At 70.4% G+C, this 16344-nt stretch carries 16 protein-coding genes and 1 pseudogene; 8 read left to right on the forward strand and 9 right to left on the reverse strand.

Annotated elements, in window-relative coordinates; translation table 11 throughout:
* Positions 1 to 189 precede the first annotated feature (189 nt).
* Positions 190 to 1173, reverse strand: a complete 984-nt coding sequence (locus HJD23_RS01150) for an SDR family oxidoreductase (RefSeq protein ID WP_171133970.1) — start codon at positions 1171 to 1173, stop codon at positions 190 to 192.
* 33 nt (positions 1174 to 1206) lie between these two features.
* A complete protein-coding gene (locus HJD23_RS01155; RefSeq protein ID WP_171110247.1) occupies positions 1207 to 1878 on the reverse strand; it encodes an alpha/beta family hydrolase in 672 nt (223 codons plus the stop codon).
* A gap of 190 nt (positions 1879 to 2068) precedes the next feature.
* On the opposite strand from HJD23_RS01155, the gene HJD23_RS01160 reads away from it, so the two are divergent.
* Positions 2069 to 3214 (forward strand): amidinotransferase, encoded by a 1146-nt coding sequence (locus HJD23_RS01160; RefSeq protein ID WP_171110248.1) that lies wholly within the window; start codon positions 2069 to 2071, stop codon positions 3212 to 3214.
* On the opposite strand, the gene HJD23_RS01165 is transcribed toward HJD23_RS01160, so the two are convergent.
* A complete protein-coding gene (locus HJD23_RS01165) occupies positions 3152 to 3799 on the reverse strand; it encodes a helix-turn-helix domain-containing protein (protein WP_346770333.1) in 648 nt (215 codons plus the stop codon). The two genes, HJD23_RS01160 and HJD23_RS01165, sit on opposite strands and share 63 nt — an antisense overlap.
* Before the next feature lie 228 nt (positions 3800 to 4027).
* Between HJD23_RS01165 and HJD23_RS01170 the strand changes: the two genes are divergently transcribed.
* Positions 4028 to 4657 (forward strand): hypothetical protein, encoded by a 630-nt coding sequence (locus tag HJD23_RS01170; protein WP_171110250.1) that lies wholly within the window; start codon positions 4028 to 4030, stop codon positions 4655 to 4657.
* A 540-nt stretch (positions 4658 to 5197) separates the two neighbouring features.
* The gene (locus tag HJD23_RS43280; protein WP_240980589.1) at positions 5198 to 5389 is read left to right on the forward strand and encodes a hypothetical protein; all 192 of its coding nucleotides are present in this window, start codon (positions 5198 to 5200) and stop codon (positions 5387 to 5389) included.
* A 125-nt stretch (positions 5390 to 5514) separates the two neighbouring features.
* Here the strand turns inward: HJD23_RS43280 and HJD23_RS01180 are convergent, their stop codons facing one another.
* The 5 genes from HJD23_RS01180 to HJD23_RS01200 form a co-directional block, all read right to left on the reverse strand.
* Positions 5515 to 6678: a DSD1 family PLP-dependent enzyme gene (locus tag HJD23_RS01180; protein WP_171110251.1), complete on the reverse strand. Its 1164-nt coding sequence runs from the start codon at positions 6676 to 6678 to the stop codon at positions 5515 to 5517.
* A 9-nt stretch (positions 6679 to 6687) separates the two neighbouring features.
* The gene (locus HJD23_RS01185; RefSeq protein WP_171110252.1) at positions 6688 to 8046 is read right to left on the reverse strand and encodes an MFS transporter; all 1359 of its coding nucleotides are present in this window, start codon (positions 8044 to 8046) and stop codon (positions 6688 to 6690) included.
* Positions 8047 to 8303: 257 nt separating this feature from the next.
* Positions 8304 to 8837, reverse strand: coding sequence for a DinB family protein (locus HJD23_RS01190; RefSeq protein ID WP_171110253.1), 534 nt, complete (start codon positions 8835 to 8837; stop codon positions 8304 to 8306).
* A gap of 41 nt (positions 8838 to 8878) precedes the next feature.
* Positions 8879 to 9976 (reverse strand): NAD(P)/FAD-dependent oxidoreductase, encoded by a 1098-nt coding sequence (locus tag HJD23_RS01195; RefSeq protein ID WP_171110254.1) that lies wholly within the window; start codon positions 9974 to 9976, stop codon positions 8879 to 8881.
* A gap of 71 nt (positions 9977 to 10047) precedes the next feature.
* On the reverse strand, positions 10048 to 11088 hold the full coding sequence (locus HJD23_RS01200; RefSeq protein ID WP_171110255.1) for an alcohol dehydrogenase catalytic domain-containing protein: 1041 nt from the start codon (positions 11086 to 11088) through the stop codon (positions 10048 to 10050).
* 208 nt (positions 11089 to 11296) lie between these two features.
* Between HJD23_RS01200 and HJD23_RS01205 the strand changes: the two genes are divergently transcribed.
* From HJD23_RS01205 to HJD23_RS01225, 5 genes and pseudogenes are all read left to right on the forward strand, one after another.
* Positions 11297 to 12253: a LysR family transcriptional regulator gene (locus HJD23_RS01205; protein WP_171110256.1), complete on the forward strand. Its 957-nt coding sequence runs from the start codon at positions 11297 to 11299 to the stop codon at positions 12251 to 12253.
* 131 nt (positions 12254 to 12384) lie between these two features.
* Positions 12385 to 12666 (forward strand): hypothetical protein, encoded by a 282-nt coding sequence (locus HJD23_RS01210; protein WP_171110257.1) that lies wholly within the window; start codon positions 12385 to 12387, stop codon positions 12664 to 12666.
* Between the two features lie 91 nt (positions 12667 to 12757).
* Complete coding sequence (locus HJD23_RS01215; protein WP_171110258.1) at positions 12758 to 13537, forward strand: SDR family oxidoreductase; 780 nt, start codon at positions 12758 to 12760, stop codon at positions 13535 to 13537.
* A gap of 69 nt (positions 13538 to 13606) precedes the next feature.
* Positions 13607 to 14548, forward strand: a pseudogene (gndA, locus tag HJD23_RS01220) (NADP-dependent phosphogluconate dehydrogenase); the annotation flags it as partial.
* 91 nt (positions 14549 to 14639) lie between these two features.
* Positions 14640 to 15191, forward strand: a complete 552-nt coding sequence (locus tag HJD23_RS01225; RefSeq protein WP_171110259.1) for an OsmC family protein — start codon at positions 14640 to 14642, stop codon at positions 15189 to 15191.
* Between the two features lie 359 nt (positions 15192 to 15550).
* Here the strand turns inward: HJD23_RS01225 and HJD23_RS01230 are convergent, their stop codons facing one another.
* Positions 15551 to 16270 (reverse strand): class I SAM-dependent methyltransferase, encoded by a 720-nt coding sequence (locus tag HJD23_RS01230; protein ID WP_171110260.1) that lies wholly within the window; start codon positions 16268 to 16270, stop codon positions 15551 to 15553.
* Between the last annotated feature and the right edge of the window lie 74 nt (positions 16271 to 16344).

The following is a 16344-nucleotide window of genomic DNA, read 5'->3' on the forward strand; positions in this document are numbered from 1 at the left end:
GCGCCAGCGACAGCCCCGTGCACGTCCAGCGGCCCGGGCAGGCCCGGCATACGCCCGAAGCCGGGCAGGTCCGCCGCCACCGTCCTGATGTCCGGTGCGAGTTCGCGGGCGAACGGCAGCCAGTAGCGGTAGGAGCAGCCCAGTCCGTGCACGCACACCACCTCGTGAACTCGTGTGCGTGCCAGTCGCTCACCGGGCGGCGGCTCGTCGGCAGGCGCCCACGGCCACACCCACGCCCACGACGGTGGCCGCGAGGACCAGGCGGCGGACCGCGGTCCTGCGCCGCCCGCCCCAGCCGCCGCCGACCGAGCCGGTCCCGGGCGCCGGTACGTGCAGGTTCCCGTGCGTCGCCGGAGCCGGGTCCTCGGTGAGGTGAGCCCGGTCCACCTGGCGCGCCGCCGCCCGCTCCATCCATCCGGGAACCGTCCGCGACTGCAACGCGATGGCCCGCCCCATCGGACCGACCACCACCTCACGCCGTGGTACGCGGACGACGTCCACGATGGCGTGGGCGACCCGCTCGGCGCTGTACACCGGCGGCATGGCCACGACCTTGCGGCCCGTGTAGTTGGCCGCGTGCTGGAACAGCGGGGTGTCGATGCTGGCCGGCAGCACCGTGCACACGTGGATCCTCCCGGCCTCGCCCGCGATCCGCAGCTCCTGGCGCAGACTCGCGCCGAGTGCCCGGACGGCGTGCTTCGACATGACGTACGCGTGGGTGTACGGCTGGCTGACCAGCCCGACGACGGACGAGACGTCGACGAGGGTGCCGCCGCCCTGCTTCCGCATGGTGCGCAGCGCTGCCCGCGCTCCGTGCACGTACCCCATGACATTGACGTCGATGACCTTGCGGAAGTCCTCCAGCGGCACCTCCTCGAAGGGTCCGAACACGCTGACGGCCGCCGCGTTGACCCACACGTCGATCCGCCCGAACCGCTCGACCGCGGCACGGGCGAGAGCGTCGACGGCCGCGACGTCCGTGACATCGGTCGGAACGACGAGGGTCTGGGCGCCCCGGTGCCGCTCGCACTCGCGTGCGGCCGCTTTCAGGGCCTCCTCGCCCCGGGCGGCCAGCACCACGGCACAGCCCTTACGGGCGAACGCTTCGGCGGTCGCCCTTCCGATACCGCTCGACGCCCCCGTGACCACCACTACCGCATCGCGCACGCGCATCCTGCCGCCTCCTCGGGGATGACCGGTCCGGGTTCATTCGCCCTCTTCCGACCCGCTCTCAGCACGCAGACGCTCGTCGCACCAGCGCCGGGCGGCGTCGGCGACGTCCTCAAGCGCCCCGGGCTCTTCGAACAGGTGGGTGGCGCCCGGCACCACGTGCAGTGAGTGCGGGGCGTGCAGTCGCCGGGCCGCCTCCTCGTTGAGCCGCAGCACCTCCCGATCCTCGCCCCCGACGATCAGCAGCACCGGCGCCCGTACGGCATCCAGGGCGTCGCCGGCCAGGTCGGGCCGGCCGCCCCGCGACACGACGGTCAGCACACGCTCCGGGCGTTCACCGGCGGCGACCAGGGCCGCGGCGGCACCCGTGCTGGCGCCGAAGACGACGATCGGGAGCCCTCGGGTGTCGGGCTGCGCAGCCAGCCAGTCGATCGCGGCGACCAGACGGCGGCCCAGGAACGGAATGTCGAAGCGGTGCTCGCCCGTCAACGCGTCCTGCCGTTCTTCCCGCTCGCTGAGCAGGTCCATCAGCAATGTGCCCATTCCGGCGGTGCGCAGCTCGGCGGCGACCATCCGATTGCGCGGGCTGCGCCGGGAACTGCCGCTGCCGTGTGCGAACAACACCACCGCCCGCGCGGGCGTCGGCACGACGAGATCGCCCGGGAGCATCGCGTCGTCGGTGGGCACCAGAACCATCTCGGAAATCATCGACACCAACTTCTTCCCCGGCCCGTCGGCCTTGCGAATCGATGGATCCACTTCTCCCCGACCGCGTACCCGCCTCGCCGCACGCCGATCGCCACCGCCGACGGAGATCCGGACGGCTACATCCGTCCACTTTGGGTAACATGATGAACATATTGAGTTACTACCACCCTGTGATCGAAAGCGGTTGAGCATGGCGGTAGCGCAGAGGACCGGCATTTCAACGGCGGCGGGGGACGCCGACGCCGCGGAGGAACCGCTCGTCTCGCCGGTGAATTCACATAACGAGTGGGATCCACTGGAGGAAATCATCGTCGGGCGTCTCGATGGCGCGACGATCCCTTCCGGGCATCCGGTCGTGACCTGCAACATCCCGCCCTGGGCGGCGCGATTGCAGAGGCTTGCTGCCGGTTTCAAATATCCGGACATCCTGATCGAGCGGGCACAGCAGGAACTCGACCAGTTCATCACCTTGCTGGAGTCGCTCGACATCACCGTCAGGCGCCCGGACGCGGTCGACCACAAACGGCGCTACGGCACCCCCGACTGGTCGTCGCGCGGTTTCTGCAACACCTGTCCGCGCGACAGCATGCTGGTGATCGGCGACGAGATCATCGAAACGCCGATGGCCTGGCCGTGCCGGTATTTCGAGACCCACTCCTATCGCCCGATCCTCAAGGACTACTTCCGGCGCGGTGCGCGCTGGACGGCGGCGCCGAAGCCGCAGCTCACCGACGAGCTGTTCGAGCCGGAATTCCGTATCCCCGACATGGCCGAGCCCATGCGCTACATCCTCACCGAGTTCGAGCCCGTGTTCGACGCGGCGGATTTCGTACGCGCGGGACGCGACCTGTTCGTCACCCGGAGCAATGTCACCAACCGGATGGGCATCGACTGGCTGCGCCGCCATCTCGGGCCCGGCTATCGCATCCACGAGATCGAGAGCCGCTGCCGTACGCCCATGCACATCGACACGACCTTCGTCCTGCTCGCGCCCGGCAAGGCGCTGGTCAATCCCGAATACATCGACGTCGACCGGCTGCCCGACGTCCTGAACTCGTGGGACATCCTGGTCGCCCCCGAGCCCAGGCCCATCGACGAGCGCCTGCTCAAAATTACGTCGATGTGCGGCAAATGGCTCAGCATGAACGTACTCATGGTCGACGAGAAGCGGGTCATCGCGGAGCGGCACCACACCGACATGCTGCGCGCGCTCGAGACATGGGGCTTCGAGCCGATCCCCTGCGACCTGCTGCACTACGCGCCGTTCGGCGGCTCATTCCACTGCGCGACGCTGGACGTCCGGCGTCGCGGCACGCTCGAATCGTATTTCCCCTGATGAATCCTGCGGGCGTGTGGTCGTGAAGCGTCTGCGGTATTCGGTCGGGGTGGTGCCCAGGTGGCGGGCGAAGGCACGGCGGAGGGTTTCGTCGCTGCCGAGCCCACTGTGGTGCGCTGCCGAGGTCACGCTGTGCCCGTCGAGGAGGAGTTGCTGCGCGCGATCGAGGCGGACGCGCTCGACCCAGCGAGCGGGTGTGGTGTTCAGTTCGGCCTGAAACAGCCGGGTCAGGTGCCGGGCGCTGACGGCGGCGGACGCGGTAAGCGAGCGCAGCAGGTCGCTGCGGGTCGGCGGGGTCACCAATGCCGTGGCCAGGTCGGCGAGGCGGAAGGCGCCGCTGCAGACCGACGCCACCCGCGGCGTCCGCTCGGCGAAGACGGCGGCCGCTGCCAGCAGTTCCTCGCCCGGTGACTGCTCGGCGAGCAGGTCCGCTCCGGCGACCACGAGCGTGTCGACCGGCCCGACGTCGGCCGCCGCCAAGGTCCGGGCCAGTGCCAGGCCCGAGGAGGTAATGACGTCACCGCCGCGTGGGGAGGCCAATACGGGTGTGTAGCGGTGACCGAGCCGTCCCGCCTGGTGCAGCACCTCCAAGGGGCCGCTGACGTCGAGCGGTGTCCGAATCTGTGGGTTGTGGCGGCAAGGATGGCACCAGGTAGGGCTCCGGGCGACAAAGGCCGTCATTTGCCCGGGCCGATGGCCGACTCCGGCTCACCCGGACGCGCCGATCCGAACGGCCCACAGTCAACTCGCAAGCCGCACGCGCAGCTCCGACGATGAGTTCGATTGACCGCGCAAGGCGTAAAGGATGACTGAATGCCCCTTAGCCACCTCGGTCGCGCCGGCAAGGCCCGCCATCGAGCCATCGTGTCCGCACTCAGCTTTGTCCTGGGGGGCGGGGCCCTCGCCGGGTGCGACGGCGGCGGCCAGGACACCGGCTCCTCGCCACGGCCCACCCCCACCAGTCCCGATACGGCAGCCTTTTCCGGAATGCCGCCGTCGGCCCTGGCTTCCGCAGCAGCCTCCGCGATCGCCTCCGCTCACGCTTCGGCCTCGGCAGCGGCCTCCTCCGCATATGCCCGCGCCTCGGAGTTCGAAGCGTCCGTTGAGGCCGAGGCCGCCCGCGCCAGCGCCGCCGCGGAGAAAGCGCTCAAGAACGTCACGGGGCGCGGCAACGCTCTGTCCGAGGTCGGCATGACGGGCCTGCCCAGGAACCAGACCAGCGGGCTGCTCGCGGTCCTGGTCACGATCACCAACAAGACCGACCACAAGGCCTCGTACGCCGTGCAGATCGACTTCGAAGACTCCAACGGAAAAGTTGTCGAGACCAAATTTGTCGGCGCGGAGAACCTCGCCCCCGGCAAGAAGGAACAACCCATCGCCTTCAGCCGACAACCCCCGGAGGCAAAACTGACACCCCGCCTTGCCAAGGCGCAGCGGTACTGACCTGCGAGGCGACAGCGCGCCTCGCACGCCTGTCCAGGTGGCAGCAACGTATCGCCGGAGTGATGCCGGGAGGCCGAAGCGAGTGATGGAGGAGCGGTGGGCAACCTGGTCGTCGTCGGAGTGGACGGCTCGTCGTCGAGTCTTGCCGCGGCGGAAGCGGCGGCCCGGAGACATGGCCGCAGACCTGCTGCTGCGTCAGTAGCAGGGCACGCCCCCGTCACCCGGACAGCCTGGTGCAGTCGCGCCGCGAAGGCAGCAAAGCGAGGCTGAGGCTCTCAGGGAAACGCCGTTCGGAAAGGTCGTGACCATGGCGGAGACACCCGGCGGGGTCCGACAGCGCACGACAGAGCCCCGCAGCAGCGACCGGGTGACAGGTCCGTCCCTTTTCGCCGGCTGGGCGCTGGAGTTGAGCGGGTCGCTGAGCATTCTTCTCGGCATCACCGGCATCGCACGCGACACCATCTTCAGCGACCCAGCTACACCTACCGGTTCGACCTGACGACCTGGGGCTGGCTCCATCTGGTGATCGGGATCGCACTCGTGGCCGCCGGCCTGGGAGTCCTGCTCGGCAAGAGCTGGAGCACAGGGGCCGGTGTGGCGCTGGGCGCGGTGAGCCTGGTAACCCAGTTCATGTTCATTCCGTACTATCCGCTGTGGTCGATCAGCGTGATGACGCTCGACCTCCTCGCCATCTGGACATTGAGCAGGTTCAGGGCGTCTTACGACGCGTGAATACCTGTAGGTTCGCATTTCGCGTGTCCCTTTCTCATTGACCGTGGCCTTTGTTCGGCCCAAAGGACAGCATGATGAGACGAACGCCTGTCCTGTCTCCCCGGAGCTGGCAGGTTGCATGGTGGTTACCATCCTCGGATGCGCGGCCACACGGCCTCGACGGTGCGGGAGCCGGTTTCGGTCACGTGGTAGTGGTCGTGCTGTGCGGCGGTCGCACAGGCGTGGATGGGCAGGATCCGCACACGCGTACCGACCGGCAGATCGGGCAGGGCGGCGGTGCTGTCCGGGCGCATGGAGAGCACGCCGTGCTCCTGGCTCGCGTCGGTCATCAGCAGGCCGTCGAACAGAGTGCCGTCCAGGTCGGCGACGAGGCCGTATCCCTGATCCACTCGCTGGCGCGAGGTGCCGCGGTCCCGTGACGTCGCCATCCAGCCCGCGTCGGTGAGGATCCACCCCTTGTCCGGACGGTGACCGATCACCGTCGTGACCACCGTCATCGCCAGGTCGGCCGTGGAGCACACGCCGATCCCAGCCATCACGAGGTCGAAGAAGACGAAGTTGCCGGCCCGGACCTCGGTGACGCCGGTGAGGTCGGTCGCGAAGTGCGCGGTCGGCGTCGAACCCACGCTCACCACCGGCGCCTCATGACCGGCCGCCCTCAACACCTCGGCGGCCTGCACGGCGCACCGGCGCTCGTTCTCGGCGGCGGCGCGCAGTTCCTCCTCGCCGTCGGCGTGGTACGACTCGCCGGCATGGACGAGTACACCCCGCAGGACCGCGCCGCCGTCGCGCAGGGTCCGCGCGATGGCTGGCAGTACCGGGTCGTCAGGTCGCACCCCACCGCGGTGACCGTCGCAGTCGACCTCGATCAGCGCCGGAATACCGGACATCCCCACGCGATCGGCAGCGAGTGCGGCGGCCTGCTCCACGCTGTCGAGCAGCACCGTCAGGTCCACGCCGCGCTCCCGCAGCGCGATCACCCGGTCAAGCTTGTGCGGCGTGATGCCCACCGCATACAGGATGTCCCGGTAGCCGGCGTCGGCGAACGCCTCGGCCTCCGCCAGCGTCGACACCGTGATCGGTCCCGGCTGCCCGTCGTACAGCAGCGAGGCCACGTCGAGGGACTTGGCCGTCTTGACGTGGGCCCGCAGCGTGACACCGAGCCCGTCGAGGTGCTCGCGCAGCCGGCTGATGTTCGCCCTCGCCGTGGCCGTGTCCAGAGCCAGGAACGGGGTGTCCGGATCGTCGAGGGTTCTCCGGCCCGTCAGCGCCTGTTCGAGGTTGGTCATCGGCTTTCCTCACTGCTGGTCGGGGCCGGCCGCCGCACGGCGCCGGGACTCTCCTCGGTCCGCGGCGTTCGGTGCTGCCGTGCCGCCGGGGGCCTCGCCGTCGCTGCGGTGTGGCGGGTCGGCCGGCGGCGTCTTACGGCACTCGTTGAGATCCGCGTAGACCGCCGAGCGCGACACGCCGAGCCGTTCGGCGACCCGCGGCACCGCGTTGCGAACCGAGAAGACACCGCGCCGATCCAGGACTTGGAGCAGGGCCAGCCGCTCCACTCGGGTCAGACTGCTCACCGGCTTGCCGCGGGACACCTCCTCGGCCCGGACGAGCGCGTCGACCACGTCGTCGAAGTCGTTACTGAACGTGGTGGCCGTCACCTGCACGGGCGGCGTCCCCGCCAGTGCCGTCAGCAGGTCGCCGGCCTGCCGCAGAGCCGTGACGTCGACATTGACGCACAGCGCCCCGAACACGTGGCCCGAACCATCGCGCAACGGCATGGTCGAGGACTTGATGATGCGCCCGTCCCCGGTGCGCGTCACGTAGTTGATGTCGTTCGCCGCCGCGTCCCCTTGGGCCAGCGCGGCCAGGCCGATCTCACTCAGCGCGCCGCCGACCTTGCGGCCGGTCACCGCGCCGGAGACCGCCACGACCGACTGCTCACCCCGCCGGTAGTCGTGCATCGTCATGATCGCGGTCATCACCAGCTGGGTGAGGATCATGACGAGGGCGCCGAGGACGACGCCGGGTTTGCGCTTGCCGATCTCCTGGCCACTGGTGGGATTCGGGGCGGCGGGTCGGGTGGCGTGGAGCTCGCGGGCGAGGAGCAGCGGGTCGGGGTGCAGCCACAGCGCGAGGACGAGGGCGGCGAGCGTGTAGGCGGCGCCGGCCAGGAGGAAGGGGCCGGCCAGGTCGGGGATGCCGAGGGCGGAGGCCAGGTTGCCGGTGGGGGCGGCGAGGTTGGGGCCGAGGACGCCGCCGAGGGTGGTGGCGACGAGGACGGTGGAGACGGCGCGGGCGCGGTGGGCGGGGGCGGCGAGGTCGGCTCCGCAGTAGCGGGCCTGGAGGTTGGTCGCGGTGCCGGAGCCGTAGACGAACAGCGAGACGAAGAGGAGGACCGGGCTGTCGAGGACGGTGGCGGCGATGACGCCGAGCGCGCCGACGGCGCCGGTGAGGTAGCCGAGGGCCAGGCCGGGGCGGCGTCCGCGGGCTTGCGATATTCGGCCGACGAGTACGGCGGCCAGCGCGGAGCCCGCGGTGAACAGGGCGCTGGGCAGGCCCGCGAGACGGGTCGAGCCGAGCATCTGCTCGGCGAGCAGACCGCCGACGGTGATACCGGCGGCGAGCCCGGCGCCGCTGAGGATCTGGGAGAGGAACATGACGCGCAGGATGCGCCGTTGGGCCTGCGGGTGCGGGGATATGTGCTCAGACGCGGCGGGGCCGGGCACGTCGGTCTCGGTCTGCGTCAGGGGGGCGTCTTTCGATGCAGGGGAGGCAGCGGGGGTACGGATTCGGCGTAGGGACGGGCAACAGGTCGTACCCGTCAGCCGAATTCGGTGTCAGGGCCGTGCGGGGCCGCGGACGCGTTCGCCATCGACTGCCGCCGCTCCTGCGGGGGCTGGTGCGTGGTGTCGGTTCAGGCGAGCGGATTGAGGACAAGGTAGCCGTCCAGGCGCGAGACCTGGTCGGTGTCCGGGTCGGCGGGGAGGGCGTGGCCGAGGTCGTTGGTGCGGACTTCGCCGATCCACTGGTCGTGCTGGTACTCGTGGTTGATCAGCGTGACCAGCAAGTGCCGGGCGACAACGGCGAGTTGGTCCGGAGCGCCGACCCGGCCGCCCGCGATGTCGTTCATGCGGTCGTGGACGCGCTCGGCGACGGTGTCGCGGAACGCGGTGAGCCGGTCGACGGTGGGCAGCGCGCCGCGGAACTTCTCCGGGTTCGCCGAGTCCATGAGGCCGTCCAGCTCCGGGTCGGGGCTGGGCTCGGCGGCGGTGAGGTTGCGGACCATGAAGTGGGCGACGTGGGCCTGGTGTCCGAGGTGCCAGCCGATCGCGCTGGAGTTCTCGTGCGGACGCCAGGTGATCTCGTCGGGGCTGAGGTCCTTCCACAGCTCGTCGGTGTAGGCGCGGGCACGGTCGTACTCGCGCAACAGGGCTGTCACCTCGTACATCAGGTCACCTCTGTAGGGCCGTAGGGAGGGGGCGGGGGTGTTCAGGCGGCGGTTGCCGGTACGGACTGCGGGTCGGGCAGCGCGTGGAGGATGGCGTGGGCGGCGCGTTCGCCGCCCTCCAGGGCTCCTTCGATATGCCCGCCGTAGCCGCGGGCGGTCTCGGTGGAGGCCCAGTGGAGTCGCCCGTCCAGGGCCGGGCGCTGGTAGAGGCGGTGGCCGAAGAGGGAGTAGTCCGCCAGCTGCGCCACCTGGGCGGGGGACGTCCACTGTTCGGCGCTCCAGTCCTGGACGTGCAGAGCGAGGGGCTGCGCGGCCTGCGGGCCGAAGAGCTGCGTAAGCTGCCCGGTGACCGCCGTATGGAAGTCGGGTCCTGCGCCGCGGGCGGTGCTTGTGTGGGCGAAGCCGAACAGGGCGGCCGGTGCTCCGTCGGGGCCGGACATGTCGTGGATCTCCTGCAGCGGGCCACTGCGGCTGAAGGCGGCCCCGGCGAGGCCGTCCTGGCGCCAGAACGCCTCGGGGTACTCGGCGACGACCTTGACCACGGCGCCCATCCACACCGGGGTCTGTTCGGCTGTGCGGACCAGGTCGGCGGGGAGTTGGCCGTCGAAGTCGATGCGGGCCAGCGCGAGCGCGGGCGGCACGGCGAGGACGACGTGCTCGGCCTCGATGACGGCGTCTTGGGTGTGCACGGTCAGGCCGGTCCCGGTGGTGCGGATCGCGGTGACCGGGGTGCCGAGCCGGAGGGCGCCCGAGGGCAGTGTGGCGGCGAGTCTGTCGGTGAGGGCCGCCGCGCTGGCCGTGAAGCGGTTGGAGCGGGCGTCGATCGGGTTGCCCGCGAGCCGCTGCACGCCGCCCGCGTCCTGGTAGACGGCGTCGCCGTTGGTGTGCTGCGGGAAGCTGCCGAGCCCCGAGTCGGACAGGAGCGTACGCACGTGCCGCTCGTCGTCCCAGAACCAGGTGGCTCCGAGATCGAGCGTGCCGTCCGCCGTGGCCGGGGCGCTGAGCACCCGTCCTCCGGTCCGTTCGCGTGCTTCGAGGACGACGACGTCGTGCCCAGCCTGCGTGAGGATGCTGGCCGCAGCGAGGCCCGACGCACCCGCTCCGATCACGACGACAGACCGGCGTGCGTGCTGCGACATGCGCGGACTCCTTTCCTGCTCAGGGCCGGTGGCACCGGCCCTGCACTTCTTGGGGTGGTGGGGTGGGGGGATCAGTCGCTGGTGGTGAGGACCATGCGGAAGCGGGCCTGCCCGGCCTGCTGGGTCTTCAGTGCCTCGGCCGCCTGCTCCAGAGGCGCGGTCTGCACCTGCGGCCGTACACCACTGGTGAGGGCGAAGCGCATGGCCTGCTCGGTGTCGACCGGGCTGCCGGTGACGTGCCCGGTGACGTGCCGGGCGTGCATCACCAGCTTGTCCAGCGGGAGTTGGAGCGGGGCGCCGTCGAAGCCGACGACGGTGAGCCGGCCGTGCGGGGTGAGCCCGTCGAGGAGACCGGCCAGCGGCTTGCTGCTGGCGGCCGTGGACAGGATCAACTTGGCGCTGCCCAGGGCGCGCAGCGCCTTGCCCGCGTCCTCGGCGGAGCCGTCGACGTAGTGGTGCGCGCCGAGGCCGAGCGCGGTGGCCCGCTTGTCCTCGCCACGGCCGATGGCGACCGTCTCGAAGCCCATGGCCGCGGCGAACTGCACCGCGAAGTGGCCCAGGCCGCCGATGCCGAGGACGGCGACCCGGTCGCCGGGCTCGGCGCCGCTGTGCCGCAGCGCGTTGAACGTGGTCACGCCCGCGCAGCCGAACGGCGCCGCCTCCGCGAAGGAGAGCCCGTCGGGGATCCGGATGAGTGCGGCGGCGGGGACGGTGATGGTGGTGGCCCAGCCGCCCGCGTAGGACAGGCCGGGAATCCGGCGCTCGGCGCAGTGGACCACGTCGCCCGAGCGGCAGGCCGTGCACTGTCCGCAGGAGCCGCCGAACCAGCCGACCCCCGCCCGCTCCCCGGCCGTCCAGCCCGCAACGCCCTCGCCGACCTCGGCGACGACTCCCGCGACCTCGTGCCCGGGGGCGATCGGGAAGCCGTAGGCGGGCTTCGGGTTCGCGGCCATTCCGGCGTCGGCCCCGCAGATTCCAGACGCCTTCACGTCCAAGCGCACTTCGCCTGGGCCAGGCTCGCGCGGCTGCACGGCGGTGATGTGCAGCGGCCCGCCGGATTCGGTCACCTGGGCGGCCCGGTGTGCGGGGCGGTTGTCCTGGGACACGGTCATCACTCCTGACGGGAAAGTGGGGGCGGATTCTGTACGGGAATTCCCCCGGTACTCTGAAATGGCCGGACCGGCAAATGGCCCGGATATTTCTGCTCCGTCGACCCGGCGGCGGAGTGTGCTTTGCCACCGTAGGACGAATGCCCAGCTCCCGGTAGACGACGATCATGAATGCGGCTATAGCCTGAGGTTGTAGCCGGAAGGGGTCACGATGAACATCGAAGGGCTCCGGTACGCGCAGGCCGTGTCCCGGACCAAGTCGTTCAGTGCCGCGGCGCGCGACTACGGCGTCACGCAGCCGGCGCTGTCGAACGGGGTGGCCCGCCTGGAGGAGGAGCTCGGCGTCAAGCTCTTCGACCGCTCGCCGCGCGGCGTCAAGCCCACGGCGCACGGCGCCCGCATCCTGCCGATGATCGACCGGGCCCTGGAGGCGCTGGACTCCGTCACGGTCGAAGCCCGGCGGCTGACCAGCCCGGTCACGGGGGCGATCCGCATGGGTGTCTCGCCGCTGATCGGGGCGGATCTGGTGGGCTGCGCCTTCAGTGCTGCCCGCACTCTGACTCACCCGCGTGACCTGGTGCTGCGCGAGGCCGACCTGGATCTGCTGCGCGCCGCCCTCAAGGACGGCGAGCTGGACGTACTGCTCGTGCCCGCGGTGGAGGCGATGCCTGCCTACCGGCACCGCACCATCTTCACCGAGCCGGTCGTCGTGATCGACCCGGCCGTCGCCCCCGGCACCGAAGGGCCGGTGGAACTGCACGACGCCGCCGGCGCCGACTTCATCCTCGTCCCCGACACCTGCGGACTGACCACCTTCACCACGCAGCTCTTCCGGGACAACGACCTGCCGCTGCGCACCTATCCGGGCGAGGCGGCCAGCTACCGGGTCCTGGACGAGTGGGCCCGCCTCGGCGTGGGCGCCGCCCTGCTGCCGGAATCCAAGGTGACACCGGACCACGCCAGCTGCCGGCCGCTGGTGCGTGGCGGCGCTCCGGTGGAGATGTCCTACGAGGCGGTGTGGGCCCGCGACAACGCGCTCGGCGCCGACCTGGAGGAGTTCGTCGGCTTCCTCGCCGACTCCGCCGGCTGCCGGCTGCCCGCCCCTCAGCCGGGCGGCGAGAACCTCGACGGCCTGGCCGCGGGCCTGTCGTCGCCCGCTCCTCGCTGAGCAATGCGCGCGGGTTATATCCGCATCACAAAAGATCCTCTACCGGACGCCTTCGCATCGACTTACCTTTGTCTCGTCCGAACCGCCCGCAGAAATCCCCGCGAGCCAATTGTGACGGGAAAGGATGCGTCATGGCCTACCTGGAAATCACCCTGAAGGTCGCGGAGGAAAACCGCGTCGCGACGGCCGGCGTGTACCAGAAGTACAAGCAGCCGTTCCTCGACACCGTCCCGGGCGCCCAGTCCAAGGAACTCCTCGTGCGCGACGAGGACGTGCAGGTGCTGCACGGCTTCACCAGCGTCGGCGAGGCTCGCGCCTATCTCGGCAGCGCCCTGTTCCAGCAGGACGTCGTCGGCGGCCTGGCGCCGCTGCTTGCCGCCGACCCCGAGATCCGGATCTACGACACCGTCTGACGGCCGCGGACGGGCCGCCGCACCCCACACACGGCGGCCCCCGGCCCTCCCGCAACCCCTCACCCGCATCACTCTTCTTCAGGAGCACGGCATGTCCCGCACCACCATCGACCTCACCGGCAAGAAGGCCGTCATCATCGGCGGCACCAGCGGCATGGGCCTGTCCATCGCCCGGCACATCCTGGACGCCGGCGGCAGCGTCGTCGTCACCGGTCGCTCCGAGTCCAGCGCGGCCAAGGCCGTGGCCGAGCTGGCCAGTGCGAACGCGACCGGTCTCGCCGCCGACCTGAACGACCCCGCGGCCGTCGAGCGCCTGCGCGCCGAACTGTCCCGCGACCACGCCGACGCCAGCCTGCTGGTCAACGCGGCCGGCGTGTTCGCACCGAAGCCGTTCCTGGAGCACACGCCCGAGGACTACGACCGCTACCAGGCCATCAACCGGGCCTTCTTCCTCATCACCCAGACCGTGGCCGCAGGCATGGTCGAGCGCGGCACCAAGGGCTCCATCGTCAACGTCGGCTCCATGTGGGCCCACCAGGCCGTCGCCGCGACGCCCTCCTCGGCGTACTCCATGGCCAAGGCCGGTCTGCACTCCCTCACCCAGCACCTGGCCATGGAGCTGGCCCCGCACGGCATCCGCGCCAACGCCGTCGCCCCCGCGGTCGTGCGCACCCCCATCTACGAGGAGTTCATCCCCAAGGCCGAGATGGACAGCGCGCTCGACGGCTTCAACGCCTTCCACCCGCTGGGCCGCACCGGCACCCCCGACGACGTCGCCGCCACCGTGATGTTCCTGCTGTCCGACCAGACGGGCTGGGTCACCGGAGCGATCTGGGACGTCGACGGCGGCGTCATGGCCGGACGCAACTGACCACCCGCACACGTCCGGCCGCGGCAGTGCGGCCGGACGGTGTCACTGGCGCGGCCGACGCAGTCCGGAGTCGACGGCGAGCCGATGAGCACCCACATCGGCACCGACGGTGCCGGCCACTTCGTCAAGATGGTCCACAACGGCATCGAGTACGCCGACATGCAGCTCATCGCCGAGGCGTACGACCTGCTGCGCCAGGTCGCTGGCTATACCCCGGCCGAGATCGCCGACATCTTCCGCACCTGGAACGCCGGCCGCCTCAACTCCTACCTGATGGAGATCACCGCCGAAGTCCTCGCCCACACGGATGCGGCCACCGGCAAGCCGTTCGTCGACATCGTCGCCGACGCCGCCGGCCAGAAGGGCACCGGCCGCTGGACCGTGCAGACCGCCCTCGACCTCGGCACCCCCGTCACCGCCATCGCCCAGGCCACCTTCGCGCGCGCCGCCTCCGCCCAGCACGACCTGCGCACCGCCTACCAGGAGCTGCCCGGCGGGACCCGCCCCACGCTCAGCCGCACCGAGGCCGCCCGCTTCGCCGCCCAGGTGGCCCTGTACGCCTCGAAGGTCATCGCCTACGACCAGGGCTGGACGATGATCCGCGACGCGGCCACCGAGTACGGCTGGACCATCGACCTCGGCGCCGTCGCCGGGATCTGGCGGGCCGGGTGCATCATCCGCGCCGCCTTCCTCGACCGCGTCCGTGCCGCCCATGCCGCCGACCCCAAGCTCGTCAGCCTGCTGGCCGAGGAGACCTTCGCGCGCGAGATCACGGCCGCCCAGGTGCCCTGGCGCGAGGTCATCGCCTCCGCCACCCGCCGCGGCATCCCGGTCCCTGCCTTCTCCGCCGCCCTCGCCCACTACGACACCCTGCGCGCCCACCGCCTGCCCGCCGCCCTCCTCCAGGGCCAGCGCGACTACTTCGGCGCCCACACCTACCGGCGCACCGACCGGCCCGGCACCTTCCACACCCACTGGTCCCACCCGGACCACCCCGAATCGACGCTCTGACGCCACCGAAGCGGCCCCACATCCCGGCCGCACCCGACCACCGCACGCCAACCCACCACCGCATACCAGCCCACCCAAGGAGTCAGCACCCATGACCGTGATCAACGAAATCGACGTCCAGGCCCTGAAGGACACCACCGCCGCCGTCGAGGCCAACCCCCGCCTCGGTCAGGCCACCTTCTCCGTCAACGGCTCGTGGCAGGGCGGCTGCCGCCTCACCGCGCAGACCGGCGCACTCACCCAGGCCGGCGAGCGCGACGAATCCCGCCTCGCGAAGTACGTGATGAGCAGCGACGAACCCGCCGCACTGCTGGGCACCGACACCGCCATTTCACCCGCGGAATACCTGCTGCAGGCGCTCGCCAGCTGCTACACCGTGACCCTCTCCGCCCTCGCCGCGGCGCAGGGCATCGAGCTCAAGGGCTTCCGCCTGGAACTCGAGGGCGACATCGACCTCCGGGGCTTCCTCGGCATCGACCCCACGGTCCGTCCGGGCCTGCAGCAGGTGCGCGTCCACCTCCACATCGACGCCCCGGACACCCCTCGCGAGCAGATCGAGGAACTCGTCGCCCTCGTCGAGAACCGCTCACCCATCCGCGACACCCTGGTCAACCCCGTCGACGTCGTCACCACGCTCGCCTGACCGTCCGCATCGGCGGGGAACCGCCCCGCAGGCCCCGCCGTACGCCGCCCAGAATGATCCAGTGCGGTGGGGCCCCGATGTGGGCGCCCGGCTCCGGCTGGCCCCCGCGGCGCCGACCGGCTGCGGCTATCCGGCTCAAGTCGACGAGTTCCCGACCCTGGAGCCGTACCTGACGAAGACGGAGCGGGGGTGGCGTCGCTCAGCTCGGCCCCGGCGGCCGAAGGGCCAAGATCGCGAGACGGAATGACGGGCCATCCGAATGAGACAGCAAGCGAACACGCAGGTCGTCACGATGGAGCGGGACATTCCAATTGCGGACCTACAATACCGCAAGCAAGGCCTCTCCACCGGCAGCGAGGTCAGAACGCCTGGAACTCTTCGAAGGGCGGCTCGAACGAAGGGTCGGGCAAGCGAAGCGCCTTGCAGCGGGTCACTGGTCTGGCCTGGGGATCGGCACCAACGGTCGTCGCCGTTCCACTGGGGAAGGCGTCGGGAACCACCGTCCAGCCCAGGTTCCGCTCGTAGTAGTGCACGGCGGTTCGCACGGACGGTGCCCAGGCGTCGTCGACGACGATGAGCCCGCCGGGCCGGACGATCTTGCGCAGGAAGTAGAGATCGACGAAGACTTCGTGAAATCGGTGACTGCCGTCCACGAATGCCGCGTCGGCGACGAGGCCTTTGGTGAGGATCTGCGGGAGGGCGATCGACGATGGAGCGAGCATGAGAGCGGCGATCGAGTCCAGCCCCGCAGAGCGCATCAGATCCCAGCCGACATTGGACCATGCGCTTTCTTGAAACGGGTCGATAATGACGTGCCGTGGATGCGGCGGATTGACAGTGATCAGCGCCTCACCGATCGCGAGCGCGGAACTGGCGTACGCGAGACCGACTTCGACAACCGTCTGGGCGCCCTCGGAGATCAGCAGGTCGCGTAGCTGGTCGCAATCGCGTTCGGGCACCGTGACCGTCTCGAAGTCTGCCTCCCGGTCCCGCCTCCACAGCGGCCCCTCCCGCGCGAGCCGGCGGCGTACCTCGCGGACCTGCGTCCTACATTCATCCGTCTTGATCGTGTCGACCATCCCTCCACGCTAAGACAGCACTTCGCCCGAGAGGGAGGGATCGAAAACAGCTTCTCCGCGGTCGACCGACAACC

Source organism: Streptomyces sp. Z423-1, assembly GCF_013009255.1.
Classification (GTDB): domain Bacteria; phylum Actinomycetota; class Actinomycetes; order Streptomycetales; family Streptomycetaceae; genus Streptomyces; species Streptomyces gossypiisoli.

What these genes read in the sequence shown, in the direction of transcription:
- HJD23_RS01205 (WP_171110256.1), top strand. Translation starts at nt 11,297, where the DNA reads ATGAACATCGAAGGGCTCCGGTACGCGCAGGCCGTGTCCCGGACCAAG.
- HJD23_RS01195 (WP_171110254.1), bottom strand. Translation starts at nt 9,976, where the DNA reads ATGTCGCAGCACGCACGCCGGTCTGTCGTCGTGATCGGAGCGGGTGCG.
- HJD23_RS01210 (WP_171110257.1), top strand. Translation starts at nt 12,385, where the DNA reads ATGGCCTACCTGGAAATCACCCTGAAGGTCGCGGAGGAAAACCGCGTC.
- HJD23_RS01180 (WP_171110251.1), bottom strand. Translation starts at nt 6,678, where the DNA reads ATGACCAACCTCGAACAGGCGCTGACGGGCCGGAGAACCCTCGACGAT.
- HJD23_RS01190 (WP_171110253.1), bottom strand. Translation starts at nt 8,837, where the DNA reads ATGTACGAGGTGACAGCCCTGTTGCGCGAGTACGACCGTGCCCGCGCC.
- HJD23_RS01185 (WP_171110252.1), bottom strand. Translation starts at nt 8,046, where the DNA reads ATGTTCCTCTCCCAGATCCTCAGCGGCGCCGGGCTCGCCGCCGGTATC.
- HJD23_RS01155 (WP_171110247.1), bottom strand. Translation starts at nt 1,878, where the DNA reads ATGATTTCCGAGATGGTTCTGGTGCCCACCGACGACGCGATGCTCCCG.
- HJD23_RS01160 (WP_171110248.1), top strand. Translation starts at nt 2,069, where the DNA reads ATGGCGGTAGCGCAGAGGACCGGCATTTCAACGGCGGCGGGGGACGCC.
- HJD23_RS01170 (WP_171110250.1), top strand. Translation starts at nt 4,028, where the DNA reads ATGCCCCTTAGCCACCTCGGTCGCGCCGGCAAGGCCCGCCATCGAGCC.
- HJD23_RS01215 (WP_171110258.1), top strand. Translation starts at nt 12,758, where the DNA reads ATGTCCCGCACCACCATCGACCTCACCGGCAAGAAGGCCGTCATCATC.
- HJD23_RS01200 (WP_171110255.1), bottom strand. Translation starts at nt 11,088, where the DNA reads ATGACCGTGTCCCAGGACAACCGCCCCGCACACCGGGCCGCCCAGGTG.
- HJD23_RS01150 (WP_171133970.1), bottom strand. Translation starts at nt 1,173, where the DNA reads ATGCGCGTGCGCGATGCGGTAGTGGTGGTCACGGGGGCGTCGAGCGGT.
- HJD23_RS01225 (WP_171110259.1), top strand. Translation starts at nt 14,640, where the DNA reads ATGACCGTGATCAACGAAATCGACGTCCAGGCCCTGAAGGACACCACC.
- HJD23_RS01230 (WP_171110260.1), bottom strand. Translation starts at nt 16,270, where the DNA reads ATGGTCGACACGATCAAGACGGATGAATGTAGGACGCAGGTCCGCGAG.